Genomic DNA, 16,652 nt, shown 5'->3' on the forward strand with positions numbered 1-16,652 from the left:
TAGGAGCCTGGAATTTTAGGGGGAGAGCAGAAAAATGGCTATGGATCCACCCGAATAGGGGAAGACCCATGCATAACCAGTATCTTAGCCAAACCGCACTGCCACCCCAAGGACCGCGTTACATCAAATTCGTCCACCCTGCGCGCAGGAGATCACCACCGTATGCCAATGAATTTATGTAACTGCCGGGTAAACCGCCTTCCGTCGCCAAGCCCACACTTGAAATAGGGCCTTTTCCACCCCATTTATCCATCATTGCGAAATGATCGCGCCCGCGAGTACGCCGGCGCAAAGGAGATGAACGGATGAGAATGGACAAACTGACCAACCAGCTGCAACTGGCGCTGGCCGATGCCCAGTCCATGGCCCTGGGCAAAGACAACAATTTCATAGAGCCGGTACACTTGCTGGCAGCGCTGTTGCAGCAGCAGGGCGGCTCCACCCGCCCGCTGCTGCAGAAAACCGGTGCCAATATCGCCGGGTTGACTGCCGCGGTGAGCAAGGCGCTGGAGGCGCTGCCGACCGTCAGCGGCAGCGGTGGCGATGTCCACATGTCCAACGACCTGGGTCGCATCCTCAACGTCAGCGACAAGCTGGCGCAGAAGGGCGGCGACACCTATATATCCAGTGAGCTGGTGCTGTTGGCCATGCTGGAAAGCAAAAGCGGTGCCGGGGAGTTGCTGAAGCAGCACGGCGTCACCGCCATTGCCCTGCAGGCCGCGATTGAACAGGTGCGTGGAGGCGAAGCCGTGAACGACCCCGAAGCCGAAGAATCCCGCCAGGCGCTGGACAAGTACACCATCGACCTGACCGAGCGCGCCGAGGAGGGCAAGCTGGACCCGGTCATCGGCCGCGACGACGAAATCCGCCGTACCATCCAGGTGCTGCAGCGGCGCACCAAGAACAACCCGGTACTGATCGGCGAGCCCGGCGTCGGCAAGACCGCGATCATCGAGGGCCTGGCCCAGCGTATCATCAATGGTGAGGTGCCCGAGGGCCTGAAGGACAAACGTGTGCTGTCGCTGGACATGGGCGCGCTGCTGGCCGGTGCCAAGTTCCGCGGTGACTTCGAGGAGCGCCTGAAGGCAGTACTGAACGAGCTTTCGAAACAGGAAGGCCGCATTATCCTGTTTATTGACGAGCTGCACACCATGGTCGGCGCCGGCAAGGCCGAGGGCTCCATGGATGCGGGCAACATGCTGAAACCGGCGCTGGCCCGGGGTGAGCTGCACTGCGTTGGCGCGACGACCCTGGACGAGTATCGCAAGTACCTGGAGAAGGACAAGGCCCTGGAGCGCCGCTTCCAGAAAGTGTTGGTGGAGGAGCCCAACGAGGAGGACACCATCGCCATCCTTCGTGGCCTGAAAGAACGCTATGAAGTGCACCACGGGGTCGACATTACCGACAGCGCGATTATCGCCGCCGCCAAACTGTCCACCCGCTACATCACCGACCGCCAGCTGCCGGACAAGGCCATCGACCTGATCGACGAGGCCGCCAGCCGCATCCGCATGGAGATAGACTCCAAGCCGGAGGCCATGGATAAACTGGAACGGCGCCTGATCCAGCTCAAGATCGAGCGCGAGGCGGTGAAAAAGGACAAGGACCCCGCCGCCAAAAAGCAGGTCGAACTGCTGGATGCGGAGATCGAGAAGGTGCAGCGCGAATTCTCCGACCTGGAGGAAGTGTGGAAGGCGGAAAAGGCCTCCCTGCAGGGCGCGGCCCAGATCAAGAGTGAAATCGAGCAGGCCAAGCTGGACATGGAAGCTGCCCGCCGCGCCGGTGACCTGACCCGCATGTCGGAATTGCAGTACGGCAAAATGCCGGAACTGGAAAAGCAGATGCAGGCCGCGCAGGAGGCGGAGACCGTCGAGCACACCCTGCTGCGCAACAAGGTCACCGAAGAAGAGGTGGCGGAAGTAGTGTCGCGCTGGACCGGTATTCCCGTGTCGAAAATGCTGGAAGGTGACCGCGAGAAACTGCTGCGCATGGAGGCGTCCCTGCACCAGCGCGTAGTGGGCCAGGATGAGGCCGTCAAGGCGGTTTCCGATGCTGTGCGCCGCTCCCGCGCCGGCCTGTCGGACCCGAACCGGCCCAACGGTTCCTTCCTGTTCCTCGGCCCCACGGGGGTGGGCAAGACCGAACTGTGCAAGGCCCTTGCCGAGTTTCTGTTCGACAGCGAGCACGCCATGGTACGCGTCGATATGTCGGAGTTCATGGAGAAACACTCCGTGGCGCGCATGATCGGCGCGCCCCCCGGCTACGTTGGCTATGAGGAGGGCGGCTACCTGACCGAAGCCGTGCGCCGCCGGCCCTACTCACTGCTGCTGCTCGACGAGGTAGAGAAAGCGCACCCGGATGTATTCAACATCCTGCTGCAGGTGCTGGAAGACGGCCGCCTGACCGACGGCCAGGGCCGCACCGTGGACTTCCGCAACACCGTGATCGTGATGACCTCCAACCTGGGCTCCGACCTGATCCAGGAAATGGCGGGCGAGGAGAACTACAGCGCGATGAAGGCGGCGGTGATGGGTGAGGTCGGGCGCCATTTCCGGCCCGAGTTCATCAATCGCATCGACGACACGGTGGTGTTCCACCCGCTGGGTGCGGACCAGATCCGCGGCATTGCCGACATTCAACTGCAATCCCTGCGCAAGCGTCTCGCCGAGCGCGAGCTGCAGATCGAGATCACCGACGCCTTCATGGATCGCCTGGCGGAGGTGGGCTACGACCCCGTGTACGGCGCCCGCCCGCTCAAGCGCGCCATCCAGCACGAACTGGAGAACCCGCTGGCGAACCGCATCCTGTCCGGCGAGTTCCTTCCCGGCGATACCATTACGGTGGATATCGCAGGGGAAGGCACGGCCTTCGGCAAGCAATGATGGTGGGAGCCCGCTGGCCCAGGCCACCTTCTCTGTCCGCTGCGCGGCCATTCACCTTGTCCGCGGGCGATCGCGCGTCGGCAAATGCTGAGGGTCTGCGACCAATGGCGCCCTTGATGGTTACGGGCTAATAAAAGACCTAAATATGGATCAAAATAGAGGTTCTTAGGGGTCAAGTATTAGCAGAAGCCGCAGCTCCCATACGGAGCCAGTTCAAGAAAAAGCTGGCGGAGAGATTGGAAAACCCGAGAGTGCCAGCTGAAAAATTGAATGGCTATGACTCGGTCTACAAAATCAAGCTTCGTTCCGCAGGGTGCCGCCTGGCCTATGAGGTCGTGGATAATGAATTGATCTTGTATGTACTCGCGGTTGGCATACGGGAGAAAAGCCGGGTTTATTCCTCACGCAAGACGCGTACCTGAGAGCTTCCACACTCGCGTAACTGGGATGACCATTTCGGATGCCCTGCACATTATTACTGACCCCGGAAGGGCAAAACTGTGACATTGTTGGCAGTTTTGCATCTTGCCGGCATGTGGTGGCCCCCACTGTGCTACCCAGTGACCGTTTTTTTTGCAATAAGTGGTAAATTTGGTGGCGTATGTATTTGACTATACTGTAAAAGGGGATGGCTTAGAGCTAATTGTGCCCATACACGCGGCAGCCAGAGTGTTATGACCAGACAAGTCCGAGGATTCACACTGATAGAGCTGATGGTGGTTATCGCCGTTGTCGCAGTGTTGTTGACCTTGGGGGCGCCAAGCTACCAGAAACTTATCGAGCGCAACCGGCTGAAGGAGGCGACCCAGGGCTTCAAGTCCGATGTGCAGGTCGCTCGCATGGAAGCGATCAAACGCAGCAGGAACACCTTTTTCAGCCGCGCTGCTGGCGATGATGGAGCATGGTGTTATGGCATTGGCACGGTTACGTGTGATTGTAACGAGGTCGACGACACTGAGTTGGATTTTTGTGATATCAAGCGTATATCTGGTGCCAGTTTTCCGGTGGTGAGCCTGGCGACCTCCGGTGATTCGGTTTTTGATTCCAGAAGAGGCACGTCCACAGATTTGGACTCAGTCTTCACCACCCGCCACTACGCGGCCCAGGTGCAAGTAAGTGTAGCGGGTCGGGTAGTGATCTGTAATCCGATTGCGATGCCACTGGATGAGAATGGTGTGCCCCTTCAGGGGATCTACGGTGCCTGTGGTGGATAATTTTCGCAGTGGCCAACGGCAATCCGGCTTCAGCCTCGTAGAATTGATGGTGTCGGTACTGCTGGGCCTCGTGGTGGTTGGAGCTGCCGTGGCAGTTTATTTGTCCATGGTGTTCAGTTCTACGGACACCGTACGCTCCGCTCGCCTCAATTACGACATGGGCTCGCTGCTACTCTTTATGACCAATGACCTGCGTCGCGCGGGATACTGGGGGGGAGTTGTTGCCGGTGCCGACCCATTATTAAACCCCTTTACCTCCGATGATGAAGATATACAAATCCTTACTGATTGGGACGGGAACGGAAATGCCTGTATCGTCTACTCTTACGATTCCGACGATGACGGCGCGCTTCAGGATGACGAGCGTTTTGGCTTCCGTTTGAATGATAATGGGAGTCTCGATATCCGCTTGGGCGGTACCGTGCTGGCGAGCTGTGCTGACGCCGATGGCACCTGGGAGCGGATTACCGTGCAGGATGATTCCGAGGTGGTGCAAATCACTGATTTGCAATTCAGCTTCTTGAATTTGGCAGCAGATGCTGATGGCAGTGATGGGGCTGGACCCTACCCCCCGCAAGACCAGACCTCTTTGTGTGAAAATGTGGACGATGACGTCACTGCTGCGGACCCAACACCAGACTGCTCGGGCGGCATCGCAGATGCTCCGGCAGCCGGGGATGCGCTGGTTACTCGTAGACTGGTGAATGTGCGGATGACCGGCGAAATGGGACGCGATTCGGAAATTTCGCGTTCGCTTGTTGCCACGGTTAAAGTGGCTAACGACAGGCTCTGGGTGGAGCCATGAGGTGCACCTTATGAAAAGAACGCCTCTCCATTCACGGGGTTGCCATCCACAACACGGTGCCATAACCCTTTTGACTGCGTTGATTCTGTTAATAGCAGTTTCGCTGCTCGCCTTGTTCAGTGCTCGAATTGTGATTAACGAAACTCAGGTCGCGGCAAGTGACTACCGCACCAGCCAGGCGGTCGAGACAGCCATGGCAGCGTTCGATCGGGGTCTCGCGCAGTTCAATGCCGATGGTGGCCGGATCGACGTTGCTCTTACCGCTCCCACACAAGCTCAGCTGGATGCCCTGGTGGCCAGTTGTACCACTGCTACTCCGGTGACTGACGCGCAGGAAATTTTTCTTCCCGACCCGACAGATCCGACAACTCCGCGCACACTCGGCCTGTACTATTTCGCCAATACCGGTGCTAATGATCGCTGTGGTGCTGGAGGCGATCCGGCGTCAGGAACAATCGTCTCAGTAGGCTGGAGTGATGACTGCGAGGCGCAACGCACGGTATCGGCTTGCCTGGGCACCGTGCCAATCTTTCGGGATGGCGCCGGCCCGAAGCAGCCATTTGTTACGGGTGCCAGTGTGGGAGTGACCGGCAACGCCAGCATAATTAACCGTTATACTGACATTTCAGTCTGGGCGGGGGATAGCGCCGCTGTAGCCGGTAACTCCTTTGGCACCTATCTGCGCCCCTCGTTTACGTCAATTACTGATTTCACGCCAGCTCAACTACAGGACAATGATCCTGCCAATAATGCCCAGTTGGTATCCAACAGAAACTCCGGTTTTGGTGTTGACGTAGTACTGGGCGACGTGAGTTTGGCTAACCTTACTGACGACGAGTTTTTTGGGTTGTTCTTTCTGCAGGATAAACAGGCAATGCGGGATCTGGCCGATGCCGGAGGAAACCGTCTTGATCCGGGTACTTTCCCCCCCGCCAACACGGCCGGCAACGTTACATCCGGCTTGTATTGGGTGGGTAATGCCGCCGACCTGGATGTGTCTGCAACCAATACCGGGGTGAATGGTGGCGTTTTTGGGTCTTTACAGGAACCTGTAGTAATAATAATTAATGGCGATCTCTCAATTGCAGGTAACGGAGAGCTTTATGGCGTGCTGTATGTGACGGGAGAATTGAAGATCACGGGTACGCCGACTGTGTACGGAACGGTGGTTAGTGAGAACGGCCCCAACACTGGCGCAGGGACTCTTAACTTAGTCTACGTGCCGTTTGGTGGATATGGCGGCCTGCCGCCACCGCCCATAGTTGATTCGGGTGTAGTCATTCCCGGCTCCTGGCGAGATTGGTAGTCCTATGGCGGGGATTCGGAGGTTAGCCATGAAATCGAATAGGTTAGGACATTCTGGAATTGGCCTGATTGAGGTACTCATAACTACGGTTGTGATTGCGCTCGGCTTGCTTGCTGTTGCGCGGTTTCAGGTTGGGGTCATTGGCGAAAGCCGGGACAACAAGGCGATGGTGGAGGCCAGGGGCTACTGTGAAAGTGGCATAGAAGACCTCCGTCGTTTGATGTCCAGGACAGATTTTATAGCCTTTCAAGAAGACTTGAATCCCGTTCAAGAGCAGTTCACTGGCAAGAGCGCAGTTTTCACGCGTACTTTAGAGGTGGAAAATCTGCCGGATCCGGGGGTGACAACCGACGACATAGCCAGGGAAAAGCGTGTCACAGCTACCTGTAGCTGGGCGGATGGCCAAGTGGTTCTACAGACAGTGCTTTCTCTGCACGGTGCGAATAGCTCTGCCTTGGCGGTAGGTCTTGGGGGAGGCGGTGGTCCAGCGATTTCCCCTAGTCTGAACGCTGGTGCTTCGGATGACATCTCTGAAGTGGTGCCATTAGATCCCTCGGATATTGGGAACGTGTCTCCGGGTGATGTGGTGCAGATTGAGGGCGATTACTTCGTCGTGCAAGCCAGCGGGCTTAACGCGGCAAAAAGTGAACTTTGCTCTGACCTTAACCCAGTACCGTCGTCGTTTGAGAGCGGCCTGCGTGCTCGTCGTGTTGATAAAGATGGCTACGCCGGCTCGGAAAGTATTGAATTGTTTGAAGTGGTGGTCGGGGAAGGCGATGGGAAGGACTATTGCGTCCCCAGAGTTCGATTTAATGGCGGTGTGGTGGTTCCCATTCGGGGTATAGTGCATTCTCGAATCTCTACAAAGATAAATGACACCTACCTCCCCGTTGATCTGTTTACTCTAAATGTTTCAGAAAGTGGAGCGTACTGCGTGTTCAGCCCCGAGCCTGGCGCGACCAGCTCTCCTTACACATGCTACGTGGGTGGCAACTGTGCCTATGGCCCGCAAGGCATCGATGATTCTGATGTCACCCAGTGCCCTACCACTGCCCTTACCGGTGTGTTGGAAAACGTCGGTCAAGGCGGCTGGCGTGGCCGGGTGGGGTTGCTGAACGTAGCTAACGCGGGTTACAACGTCTGCTTTTCTGAGGAGGTGGTCGGTCCTGCTGCGACCCGTGATACCGCGCGGAGTTACTTCTCTTACAATTTCGGACCGAACGGAACTCTGGGTGATTCTGATGATCGTAGTCAGGGTATCAACAAGCCCTATTCCTGCCATGATTTTCTCATCGTTGATGGAATCAACAGCCCCCAGCCCGCCGCCTTAAGCAAGGAGTGTCAGCAACAAGCGGAAACAGTGGGTGGCTTGAAACTCGCTTCCAAGAGCATCAGCAGAAATATCAACACAGGCTCGTATTCCAACGTTTACGATCCAGCCGTCAATGTCGACAGTTGCTCAGAGATTCCGGGTACCCAATACACCATCACAGGTGGGTTGATTGACCAGGTCGGCAATCCGCCGGTCGTTGCATCGGACGGTGCCTCAACTTGGCAGTGTAACGTCGTTTCTAATGCCTATGCATGTACTTTCACGACTGAGAGCGGAGCCGTTCAAATCTCGGCGCAAGGAGGAAGCAGCGTTCCCGATCCTTGTATTGTTACGCTTGATCCGCTGAATCCAGATGGAACCGGTTGTACTTTCACTTTCGAACCCAGTACGGATCCAACTTACCGCATATCGGGTTTCATCTACGGAGACGCGCCAGGTACGGAGCTATCCCCGTCCGGTGGACTCCTTGCGCTGGGCGCACTGTATAACGACGCCGATGTAGGATGCAGTGTGGGTAATTACCTTGTCGGGGGACGTGAATATGAGTGCGTGTTCGTTGTCCCCGAAACTTCACCACTGCCACAGGTGTCTCTCTACGCGCATACCGTTGCAGAGTACGCCCTTGCTTTCGAAGGTGGGCAGAAAAATGTGGATTTGAATACCTATATCGGCGAGACGCCTCGTGAGGTTGCTGGGCCAGACTTAACTGTCACTCCTGTGGCTACCTACCAGCTTTCAGGCACGATATCGGTACAAGGTATAGGCGGAGGCGAGACGCTGACGCCTGCCGTAAACCCCGAGAACTCTCTTGGATGCACTGGTCCAACGCCTGGGGGGGAGCTGAAGCAAACTGACAGCGCCACATACACTTGTACCATTCCAGCCGGGGTGCAAAGCGTCACCTACTCCATTTCGCCCGCATGCTCGAAGGCCAAGAAAAACAGTCCTGGAACGAAGTACTTAATGACTTCGGGCACCAACTCGTCTGATGCTGGCAGCTTGCCGATCGACCTTAATGTGAACGCCAATCAGACCGTGAACGTGACTATTGGGCTCACAAATCCGGCAATTCCTTGTGGGTGAATGTTTTCGATGAAGGAAGGTTTCTGTGAGAAGTTCCGCTAAGGGGTTCACATTAATTGAACTGATGATCGTGGTGGTGGTGGTGGGCGTACTGCTTACCATCGCCGTACCCGCCTATCAGGACAGCGTTCGCAGTGCGCGCCGGTCCGATGCAATGGCTGCTCTGGGAAACGGACAGATGCGCCAGGAAAAGTTCCGTAGTAATTGTCCCCACTATGCCACCGGCCTGGGAGTGGCGCGAGTCTGCGATGTCGCAACTCCCGCCAACTCCACCATGGTGTTGGATGCGGATTCACCTGATGAATTTTATACGCTGTCGGTGCAGGCTGCGGATGCTGATGGCTATACGCTTAGAGCCACCGGGAAAAATGGTCAAGAGAAAGACCAAAAGAGTGGTTTGGATTGCCGCTTCATCGAGGTTGATGAAGAAGGTGTCTATACACCTGCCGGCTGCGTCAAGCGGTGAGTTCGAGCTCCGGTGTCACTCGCAGTATTGGTCGATAAGTGACTGCGCCTCGTTCATTAATCGCAAACGTTCTTCATCGCTGATGTAAGCCATGTCCCCCTGGTTGTCACGAACTTGCAGGCGGGCGTGAGTTTTCAGGGTGTTCAGGTTTTTCCTGGCAGATGCACAGATTTCGGGATTTTTGAACGAGGTTGCTTCTGTCCTGCGAGGTTCTGGCTTGAACTCGTTTCCTACTCTCGGTTTGACTTCAGCCGGCACCGCCCCCCGCTCCCCAGGCACCACCCGCTTCAGTCCTGAACTGGTTGATATAACCTCATAATCAATCCCGGCCGGCGGCGGCCGGTCGCTGTGCACCGGGTTGCCGCGGTTGTCCAGCCAGCGGTAGTAGTTGTCGGCGGCGCCGACATGCAGGCTGCCGGCCGCCAGCAGGACGATCAGGCTGCCCTGCAGGCCCTTGCAGAATACTTGTTGCACGCGCATGTTTCCTCTCCCACTGGACTGTTGCTTTGGTAAAGTACCCCAGCGCTGGCGGGGGCGCAATCCGCTAACGCGGGCAATTATTACCGCGCGGGGCCTGCGCCCGTTGACAAATCGAGCCTTTGCGGCAAACAATAGCGGCGTCTTGCAGACGGTAACGACTACCGCCGGGTACCCTCGGCCACTGGTCCACCGCAGTGATGTGATTATTCCCTGTGGCTGTTTGTGAGTCCCGTATTCAGCTCGCGCCTTACAGGCCGGGTTGAGGGCCAGATACTGCGCTACCTCGCAGGGCGACCGATACACGGGTGTTCGTGATCGTTTTCCTTCCTGTCATGAGCATTGTATCGCGCCCGAGGGGGTGGCGTCGCCAGTCCGGTACCGGTCCAGGTACCTGTCATTGCAACGTCTACACATAAACTTGAACTGCCACGGCGAGGGTAACGCGCCGGGGGTTTTTGTTATTTGGGAGACAGATTGTGGAGTTGTTATCCGGCGGTGAAATGATCGCCCGTGCCCTGGAAGATGAAGGCGTCGAGTACCTTTTCGGCTATCCGGGCGGCGCGGTCCTGCATATTTACGATGCTCTGTTCAAAACCAGCAAGGTGCCCCATGTGCTGGTGCGCCACGAGCAGGCGGCCACCCACGCGGCGGACGGCTATGCTCGCGCCACCGGCAAGCCCGGGGTGGTGCTGGTGACCTCCGGCCCCGGCGCGACCAACGCGATTACCGGTATTGCCACAGCCTACATGGACTCCATCCCCATGGTGGTGCTCTCCGGCCAGGTAGCCAGCCACCTGATCGGTGAGGATGCTTTCCAGGAAACCGACATGGTGGGGATTTCCCGTCCGATCGTGAAGCACAGTTTCATGATCCGCCGCGCCGAGGACATCCCGGCCACCATCAAGAAGGCCTTCCACATCGCCACCAGCGGCCGCCCGGGCCCGGTGGTGATCGATATTCCCAAGGACTGCACCCGCCCGGATGAAAAGTTCGAGTACCACTACCCGGATGCGGTGAAGCTGCGCTCCTACTCCCCGGCCCAGCGCGGCCATACCGGCCAGATCCGCAAGGCGGCCAAGCTGCTGCTGGGCGCCAAACGCCCCATCATCTATAGTGGCGGCGGGGTGATCATGGGCGAAAGTAGCGAGCTCCTCACCGCCCTGGCGCGCAAGCTCAACTACCCGGTAACCAACACCCTGATGGGCCTGGGCGCCTACCCGGCGACGGACCGGCAGTTTCTGGGCATGCTGGGCATGCACGGCTTCTATGAGGCCAATATGGCCATGCATCACAGCGATGTGATCCTCGCTGTCGGCGCCCGCTTTGACGACCGTGTTACCAACACGGTAGGCAAGTTCTGCCCGGGTGCCAAGATTATTCATATCGACATCGACCCGACCTCCATCTCCAAGACCGTGGCGGCGGATATCCCCATCGTGGGCCCGGTGCAGTCGGTGCTGCAGGACCTGATGGAGATCATCGACAACCTGCAGGAGAAGGAGCCGCAACTCCCCGACGCAACGGCGCTGGGCCGCTGGTGGCAGCAGATCGAGGAGTGGCGCGGCAAGCACGGTCTCTGGACCGGGCGCCGCTACGGCGAGAGCGACCGCATCATGCCCCAGCAGGTGATTGAGAGCCTGTACCGGACAACCAAGGGCGATGCCTACGTGACCTCCGATGTGGGCCAGCACCAGATGTTCGCCGCCCAGTACTACAAGTTCGACAAGCCTCGGCGCTGGATCAATTCCGGCGGCCTCGGCACCATGGGCTTCGGCCTGCCCGCGGCAATGGGGGTAAAGCTGGCGTTTCCGGATATGGAAGTGGCCTGCGTTACCGGCGAGGGCAGCATCCAGATGAACATCCAGGAGCTGTCCACCTGCACCCAGTACAACACGCCGATCAAGATCATCAACCTGCGCAACAACTACCTGGGCATGGTCAAGCAGTGGCAGGACATGCAGTACGAGGGCCGCTACGCCATGAGCACCTACGAGGATTCCCTGCCGGACTTCGTCAAACTGGTGGAAGCCTACGGCCATGTCGGCATGCTGGTCACCAAGCTGGAAGACCTGGACCGCTGCATGGATGAGGCCTTCGCCATGAAGGACAAGCTGGTATTCCTCGATATCTTCATCGACCCGATGGAGCACGTGTATCCCATGCACGTGGCCCCCAACGGCGCCATGAAAGATATGTGGCTGAGCAAGAACGAGAGGACCTGACATGCGACGCATCATTTCAATTCTGCTGGAGAATGAACCCGGCGCCCTGTCCCGCGTGATCGGCCTGTTCTCCCAGCGCGGCTACAACATCGAGACCCTGAACGTCGCCCCCACGGAAGACGAGACCCTGTCGCGCCTGACCCTGACCACCACCGGTGACGACAAGACCATGGAACAGATCACCAAGCAGTTGAACAAGCTGGTGGACGTGGTCAAGCTGGTAGACCTGACCGAGGGCGCCCACATCGAGCGCGACATGATGCTGATCAAGGTGCGCGCCAGCGGCCAGATGCGCGACGAGATCAAGCGCACCACGGACATCTTCCGCGGCCAGATCGTGGATGTGGGGCCCAATACCTACACCATTCAGCTCACCGGCACCGGCGAGAAGCTCGATTCCTTCGTCGCGGCGATGGCGGAGGCGGATATCCTCGAGGTGGTGCGTTCGGGGGTGGCGGGGATTGCCCGTGGGGAGAAGGTGTTGCGGCTGTAACGGCAGCGCGGGGTCAGGTCCATCGGACCTGACCCCTTGTCTTGACCACCTCTATCGATAGGTGGCGTCATGACTGAAGTAACCGTTTCTCCAAAGTTTCAGATCGTGATTCCCAAGGAAACTCGCGACTCCATGGGCATTGTGGCCGGGCAGAAAGTCCAGATGATGTCTTACCAGGGACGAATTGAGGTGATCCCCCTCAAGCCAATGAAGGCGATGAGAGGATTTCTGAAGGGGATTGATACCACGGTTCCCAGGGACGATGACCGGGCATGAATGTGGTTGATTCGTCAGCCTGGTTGTCGTACTTCGCCAGAGACCAGAATTCTGCGGAATTCGCCAAGCCAATAGAGAAGCTGGCAGATCTGCTGGTGCCAAGCATCACCATCACCGAGGTTTTCGAGAATGTGCTGCGTCAGCGTGGAGAGGAGGCGGCCTTGATTGTCACAGCGCATATGAAGCAGGGCAAAGTGATCTCACTGGATTCGGAGCTGGCAATGGACGCGGCCAAGTATGGCGTCCTGCACAAACTTCCTCTGGCTGACAGCATAATCTTCGCCAACGCTCAAAAGTATTCTGCCGTGCTTTGGACGGAGGACAATGACTTCGAAGGGTTGTCGAATGTGAAGTACGTAAAAAAGGGCCCCGAAGGGCCCTGAAAACCCGGTTGGCTTGCGGCTCAGACAATTCGCTTCATCGCAGTCATATACCCGCGCAGTCTGCGGCCCACGATCTCCACAGGGTGGCTGCGGATCTTCTCGTTCACCGCAATCAGTTCCTGGTTATCCACCCCGTTGTCGCCGGCGATAGTCTTGCCGATGACATCGGTATCGACGTTGGCCATGAAGTCCGCCAGCAGCGGCCGGCAGGCGTGGTCGAACAGGTAGCAGCCGTACTCGGCAGTGTCAGAGATCACCACATTCATCTCGTACAGCTTCTTGCGCGCGATGGTGTTGGCGATCAGCGGCGTCTCATGCAGTGACTCGTAGTAGGCCGACTCGTCGATGATGCCGGTGGCGACCATGGTTTCGAATGCCAGTTCGACGCCCGCCTTGACCATGGCGACCATCAGGATGCCGTGGTCATAGAACTCCTGCTCGCTGATCTCTGCGCTGGTGTTGGGCGTGTTCTCGAACGCGGTCTCGGCGGTGGCGGCGCGCCACTTGAGCAGGTTGGCGTCGTCGTTGGCCCAGTCCTCCATCATGGTCCTGGAGAAGTGGCCGGTCATGATGTCGTCCTGGTGCTTCTCGTAGAGCGTGCGCATGATGTCCTTCAGTTCTTCGGCCAGGTAGAAGGCGCGCAGCTTGGCGGGGTTGGACAGGCGGTCCATCATATTGGTGATGCCGCCGTGCTTGAGGCCTTCGGTGACCGTTTCCCAGCCGTACTGGATCAGCCTGGAGGCGTAGCCGGGCTCAATGCCTTTCTCCACCATCTTGTCGAAGCAGAGGATGGAGCCGGTTTGCAGCATGCCGCAGAGAATAGTCTGCTCGCCCATCAGGTCGGACTTCACTTCCGCGATGAAGGAGGATTCCAGCACGCCGGCGCGGTGGCCACCGGTGCCGGCAGCGTAGGCCTTGGCCAATTCCAGGCCTTCGCCGTTGGGGTCGTTCTCGATGTGCACGGCAATCAGGGTCGGCACCCCAAAACCGCGCTTGTACTCTTCCCGCACTTCGGTGCCTGGGCACTTGGGTGCGACCATGATCACGGTGATATCCTCACGGATTTTCATGCCTTCTTCCACGATGTTGAAGCCGTGGGAGTAGGACAGGCAGGCACCGTGCTTCATCAGCGGCATGACTTCGGTGACCACGGCGCTGTGCTGCTTGTCCGGGGTCAGGTTCAGCACCAGGTCGGCGCTGGGGATCAGTTCCTGGTAGGTGCCGACGGTAAAGCCGTTGTCGGTGGCGTTTTTCCAGGACTGGCGCTTCTCGGCGATGGCGCTGTCGCGCAGGGTATAGCTGACATCCAGCCCGCTGTCGCGCAGGTTCAGACCCTGGTTCAGGCCCTGGGCGCCGCAGCCGATGATGACGAGCTTCTTGCCGCGCAGTTTTTCCACGCCGTCCGCGAATTCGGACTGATTCATGAAACGGCATTTGCCGAGTTGCTGCAGCTGCAAGCGCAGCGGCAGGGTATTGAAGTAGTTCTGGCCCATGGGGAAACCTCGATTGCGGGATAAGATCGCGCCACCTTACGGCAATCGGTGTATTGCGTAAAACGCTAAATAGTTGAAACAGATTTGCGTAAAGCGCAAAATCGCAGTCATGGACATGCGGGCCCTGCAGGTGTTTCTCTCGGTCGCCGACTCGCTGAATTTCAGCCGCAGCGCTGAACGCCTGCATTTGAGTGTCAGCGCCGTCAGCCGCACAGTGCAGCGGCTGGAGGAGGAGCTGGGCCAGGAGCTGCTGCAGCGGGATCAGCGCAGTATGCGGCTGACGCCCGCCGGTCGCGCGTTTCTGCAATACGCCCAGCGCAGCGTTGCCGAATGGCAGGATCTGCGCCGGCAGATGCGCGGGGACCAGCAGCTCGCCGGTGAGGTCAATCTGTTCTGCTCGGTCACCGCAAGCTACAGCATCCTGGCGCCGGTGTTGGAGGCCTTTCGCCTGCGCCAGCCTGGCGTGGAAATCATGCTGCACACCGGCGACCAGGCCGACGGCATCGAACGGGTGCTGTCCGGGCAGGACGATGTGGCGGTGAGTGGCCGGCCCGAATACCTGTCCTCGCGGCTCGCTTTTCTCTCCCTGCTGCAATCCCCCATGGTGGTATGCATGCCGGCCGCCGACTGCGCCGTGCGCCGCAGCATGCTGTCCGGTGATATGGCTTCACCGGGGTTTGACTGGTCGGGTATTCCTTTTATCGTCCCCGAGCGCGGGGTAACCAAGGACATGCTCGACGGCTGGCTGGAGCGGCGCGGCAGCAAGCCGCGGATTTATGCCCAGGTCGCGGGGCACGAAGCCATTGTCGCCATGGTTGGGCTGGGCCTGGGGGTAGGTATAGCGCCGGAGCTGGTGATCCAGGCCAGCGGTATGGCGGCCCGGGTGAGCCCGGTGCCGGTGTGGGAGCCGTTGGGCCCGCTGGACATCGGCCTGGTAAGCCTTTCCTCCCGGCTGGCGGACCCGCGGGTCAAATCCCTGTGGAGCGTGGCCCGGCAGACCTATGGCATCCCTCTTTGATATACTGCCAGCCCATTTGATCCGGTCATCACTATGAGCGACGCAAGGGACGACAAAACCCGGGAGGCAGGGCAGGGTTCTCAGGCCGACCTGCAGGGAGTTGCACAGCCCCTGGAACTGATTGTCGATGAGCACGAGGAAGAGTTCTCGGAGAACGGCCGCACCGTGCGTCGGAAGGGCGTCTTTCTGCTGCCCAACCTGCTCACTACCGGTGCCCTGTTTGCGGGTTTCTACGCTGTGGTGGCCGCCATGCGCGGTGATTTCGAGAGCGCCCCCGTCGCCATATTTGCCGCCATGGTGCTTGATGGGCTCGACGGCCGCATAGCCCGCATGACCAATACCTCCAGCAAGTTCGGCGCGGAATACGACAGTCTCGCGGACATGGTGTCCTTCGGCGTGGCTCCGGCGCTGGTCATGTTCAGCTGGGCCCTGGGGGAGCTGGGCAAGTTCGGCTGGAGCGCTGCATTTATTTACGTTGCCTGTGCCGCCCTGCGTCTGGCCCGGTTCAACACCCAGATCGACACCGCGGACACAAACTTCTTTACCGGGCTCGCCAGTCCCGCAGCGGCCGCGATCATTGCCAGTACGGTATGGGTCTGCCACGATCTCGGCTGGGTCGGAGAACAGTTACCGCATGTGGTCGCCATTCTGGTGGCGGTACTGACTGCCGTTACCGGCTTGCTGATGATCGCCAATTTTCCCTACTACAGCTTCAAGACTGTGGATTTCCGCGGCCGGGTGCCCTTCGTGGCAATGATTGTCCTGGTCCTGGTGTTCAGCCTGGTAACCCTGAACCCGCCGAGCATGTTCCTGCTGGCATTTCTCGCCTATGCTGTATCGGGCCCGATTATGCAGCTGCAGCGGTGGCGCCAGGAGAAACGAGCCGCTCTCTGAGGCGTTTGCCGGTTTTTGCTGCTTTATTGAGCAGTTTCCCGGCCTGTCGCGAATACTTTGAAATATTTCTGTAAAAGGCCTTGCGGGGTCACGAGTGATACGTATAATGCGCATCCTCGGTTGGGGGCAACCACCAACGAGAAACCGGCGGCCAGAGCGCTTCCGGGTTATTTAACAAGGAAACGAAGACAGATGTGTGGGCACTTGTTGGGATAGTTGTACGACTATTCAGGCACAACAAGTGACTCATCGATTCATTATTGGATTATATGATTAACGAGTGTGTCTGAGCCGAGATTTGGGT

At 58.4% G+C, this 16,652-nt stretch carries 15 protein-coding genes; 13 read left to right on the forward strand and 2 right to left on the reverse strand.

The annotated features are described in order from the left end of the window. Positions 1 to 305: 305 nt before the first annotated feature. The 7 genes from clpB to Q6D67_RS20735 all read left to right on the forward strand — a co-directional run bounded on the left by clpB (position 306) and on the right by Q6D67_RS20735 (position 9,089). Positions 306 to 2,882 (forward strand): ATP-dependent chaperone ClpB, encoded by a 2,577-nt coding sequence (gene clpB, locus Q6D67_RS20700; RefSeq protein WP_304707663.1) that lies wholly within the window; start codon positions 306 to 308, stop codon positions 2,880 to 2,882. Positions 2,883 to 3,037: 155 nt separating this feature from the next. Then, positions 3,038 to 3,304 carry a type II toxin-antitoxin system RelE/ParE family toxin gene (locus Q6D67_RS20705; RefSeq protein ID WP_370552009.1) on the forward strand — a complete coding sequence of 89 codons (267 nt, stop codon included), beginning with the start codon at positions 3,038 to 3,040 and terminating at the stop codon, positions 3,302 to 3,304. A 252-nt stretch (positions 3,305 to 3,556) separates the two neighbouring features. Then, complete coding sequence (locus tag Q6D67_RS20715; RefSeq protein ID WP_370552008.1) at positions 3,557 to 4,096, forward strand: GspH/FimT family pseudopilin; 540 nt, start codon at positions 3,557 to 3,559, stop codon at positions 4,094 to 4,096. Then, on the forward strand, positions 4,080 to 4,901 hold the full coding sequence (locus Q6D67_RS20720; RefSeq protein ID WP_304707665.1) for a prepilin-type N-terminal cleavage/methylation domain-containing protein: 822 nt from the start codon (positions 4,080 to 4,082) through the stop codon (positions 4,899 to 4,901). Before Q6D67_RS20715 ends, Q6D67_RS20720 begins: the two co-directional genes overlap by 17 nt. 70 nt (positions 4,902 to 4,971) lie before the next feature. After that, entirely contained in the window at positions 4,972 to 6,207 is a 1,236-nt protein-coding gene (locus tag Q6D67_RS20725) for a hypothetical protein (protein ID WP_304707667.1), read from the forward strand. 28 nt (positions 6,208 to 6,235) lie between these two features. Beyond that, the gene (locus Q6D67_RS20730) at positions 6,236 to 8,623 is read left to right on the forward strand and encodes a hypothetical protein (protein ID WP_304707669.1); all 2,388 of its coding nucleotides are present in this window, start codon (positions 6,236 to 6,238) and stop codon (positions 8,621 to 8,623) included. A gap of 25 nt (positions 8,624 to 8,648) precedes the next feature. After that, on the forward strand, positions 8,649 to 9,089 hold the full coding sequence (locus Q6D67_RS20735) for a type IV pilin protein (protein WP_304707671.1): 441 nt from the start codon (positions 8,649 to 8,651) through the stop codon (positions 9,087 to 9,089). Positions 9,090 to 9,104: 15 nt separating this feature from the next. Here Q6D67_RS20735 and Q6D67_RS20740 read toward each other — a convergent pair whose 3' ends face one another. Further along, positions 9,105 to 9,563: a DUF4124 domain-containing protein gene (locus Q6D67_RS20740; RefSeq protein ID WP_304707673.1), complete on the reverse strand. Its 459-nt coding sequence runs from the start codon at positions 9,561 to 9,563 to the stop codon at positions 9,105 to 9,107. 482 nt (positions 9,564 to 10,045) lie between these two features. Here Q6D67_RS20740 and Q6D67_RS20745 point away from each other — a divergent pair, with 482 nt between their 5' ends. From Q6D67_RS20745 to Q6D67_RS20760, 4 genes are all read left to right on the forward strand, one after another. Further along, a complete protein-coding gene (locus tag Q6D67_RS20745; RefSeq protein ID WP_304707675.1) occupies positions 10,046 to 11,791 on the forward strand; it encodes an acetolactate synthase 3 large subunit in 1,746 nt (581 codons plus the stop codon). A 1-nt stretch (position 11,792) separates the two neighbouring features. After that, the gene (gene ilvN, locus Q6D67_RS20750; RefSeq protein ID WP_304707677.1) at positions 11,793 to 12,284 is read left to right on the forward strand and encodes an acetolactate synthase small subunit; all 492 of its coding nucleotides are present in this window, start codon (positions 11,793 to 11,795) and stop codon (positions 12,282 to 12,284) included. Positions 12,285 to 12,353: 69 nt separating this feature from the next. After that, positions 12,354 to 12,560, forward strand: coding sequence for an AbrB/MazE/SpoVT family DNA-binding domain-containing protein (locus tag Q6D67_RS20755; RefSeq protein WP_304707679.1), 207 nt, complete (start codon positions 12,354 to 12,356; stop codon positions 12,558 to 12,560). Beyond that, complete coding sequence (locus tag Q6D67_RS20760) at positions 12,557 to 12,943, forward strand: type II toxin-antitoxin system VapC family toxin (RefSeq protein WP_304707680.1); 387 nt, start codon at positions 12,557 to 12,559, stop codon at positions 12,941 to 12,943. Before Q6D67_RS20755 ends, Q6D67_RS20760 begins: the two co-directional genes overlap by 4 nt. Before the next feature lie 20 nt (positions 12,944 to 12,963). Here the strand turns inward: Q6D67_RS20760 and ilvC are convergent, their stop codons facing one another. Then, complete coding sequence (gene ilvC, locus Q6D67_RS20765) at positions 12,964 to 14,436, reverse strand: ketol-acid reductoisomerase (RefSeq protein WP_304707682.1); 1,473 nt, start codon at positions 14,434 to 14,436, stop codon at positions 12,964 to 12,966. A 73-nt stretch (positions 14,437 to 14,509) separates the two neighbouring features. Here ilvC and ilvY point away from each other — a divergent pair, with 73 nt between their 5' ends. Both ilvY and pssA read left to right on the forward strand, forming a co-directional pair. Next, positions 14,510 to 15,454 (forward strand): HTH-type transcriptional activator IlvY, encoded by a 945-nt coding sequence (gene ilvY / locus Q6D67_RS20770; protein WP_304707684.1) that lies wholly within the window; start codon positions 14,510 to 14,512, stop codon positions 15,452 to 15,454. 33 nt (positions 15,455 to 15,487) lie between these two features. Further along, positions 15,488 to 16,348 carry a CDP-diacylglycerol--serine O-phosphatidyltransferase gene (gene pssA / locus Q6D67_RS20775; protein ID WP_304707685.1) on the forward strand — a complete coding sequence of 287 codons (861 nt, stop codon included), beginning with the start codon at positions 15,488 to 15,490 and terminating at the stop codon, positions 16,346 to 16,348. The last annotated feature ends 304 nt before the right edge of the window (positions 16,349 to 16,652 follow it).

This window comes from Haliea sp. E1-2-M8, assembly GCF_030649675.1.
In the GTDB taxonomy this organism is placed as follows: domain Bacteria; phylum Pseudomonadota; class Gammaproteobacteria; order Pseudomonadales; family Halieaceae; genus Haliea.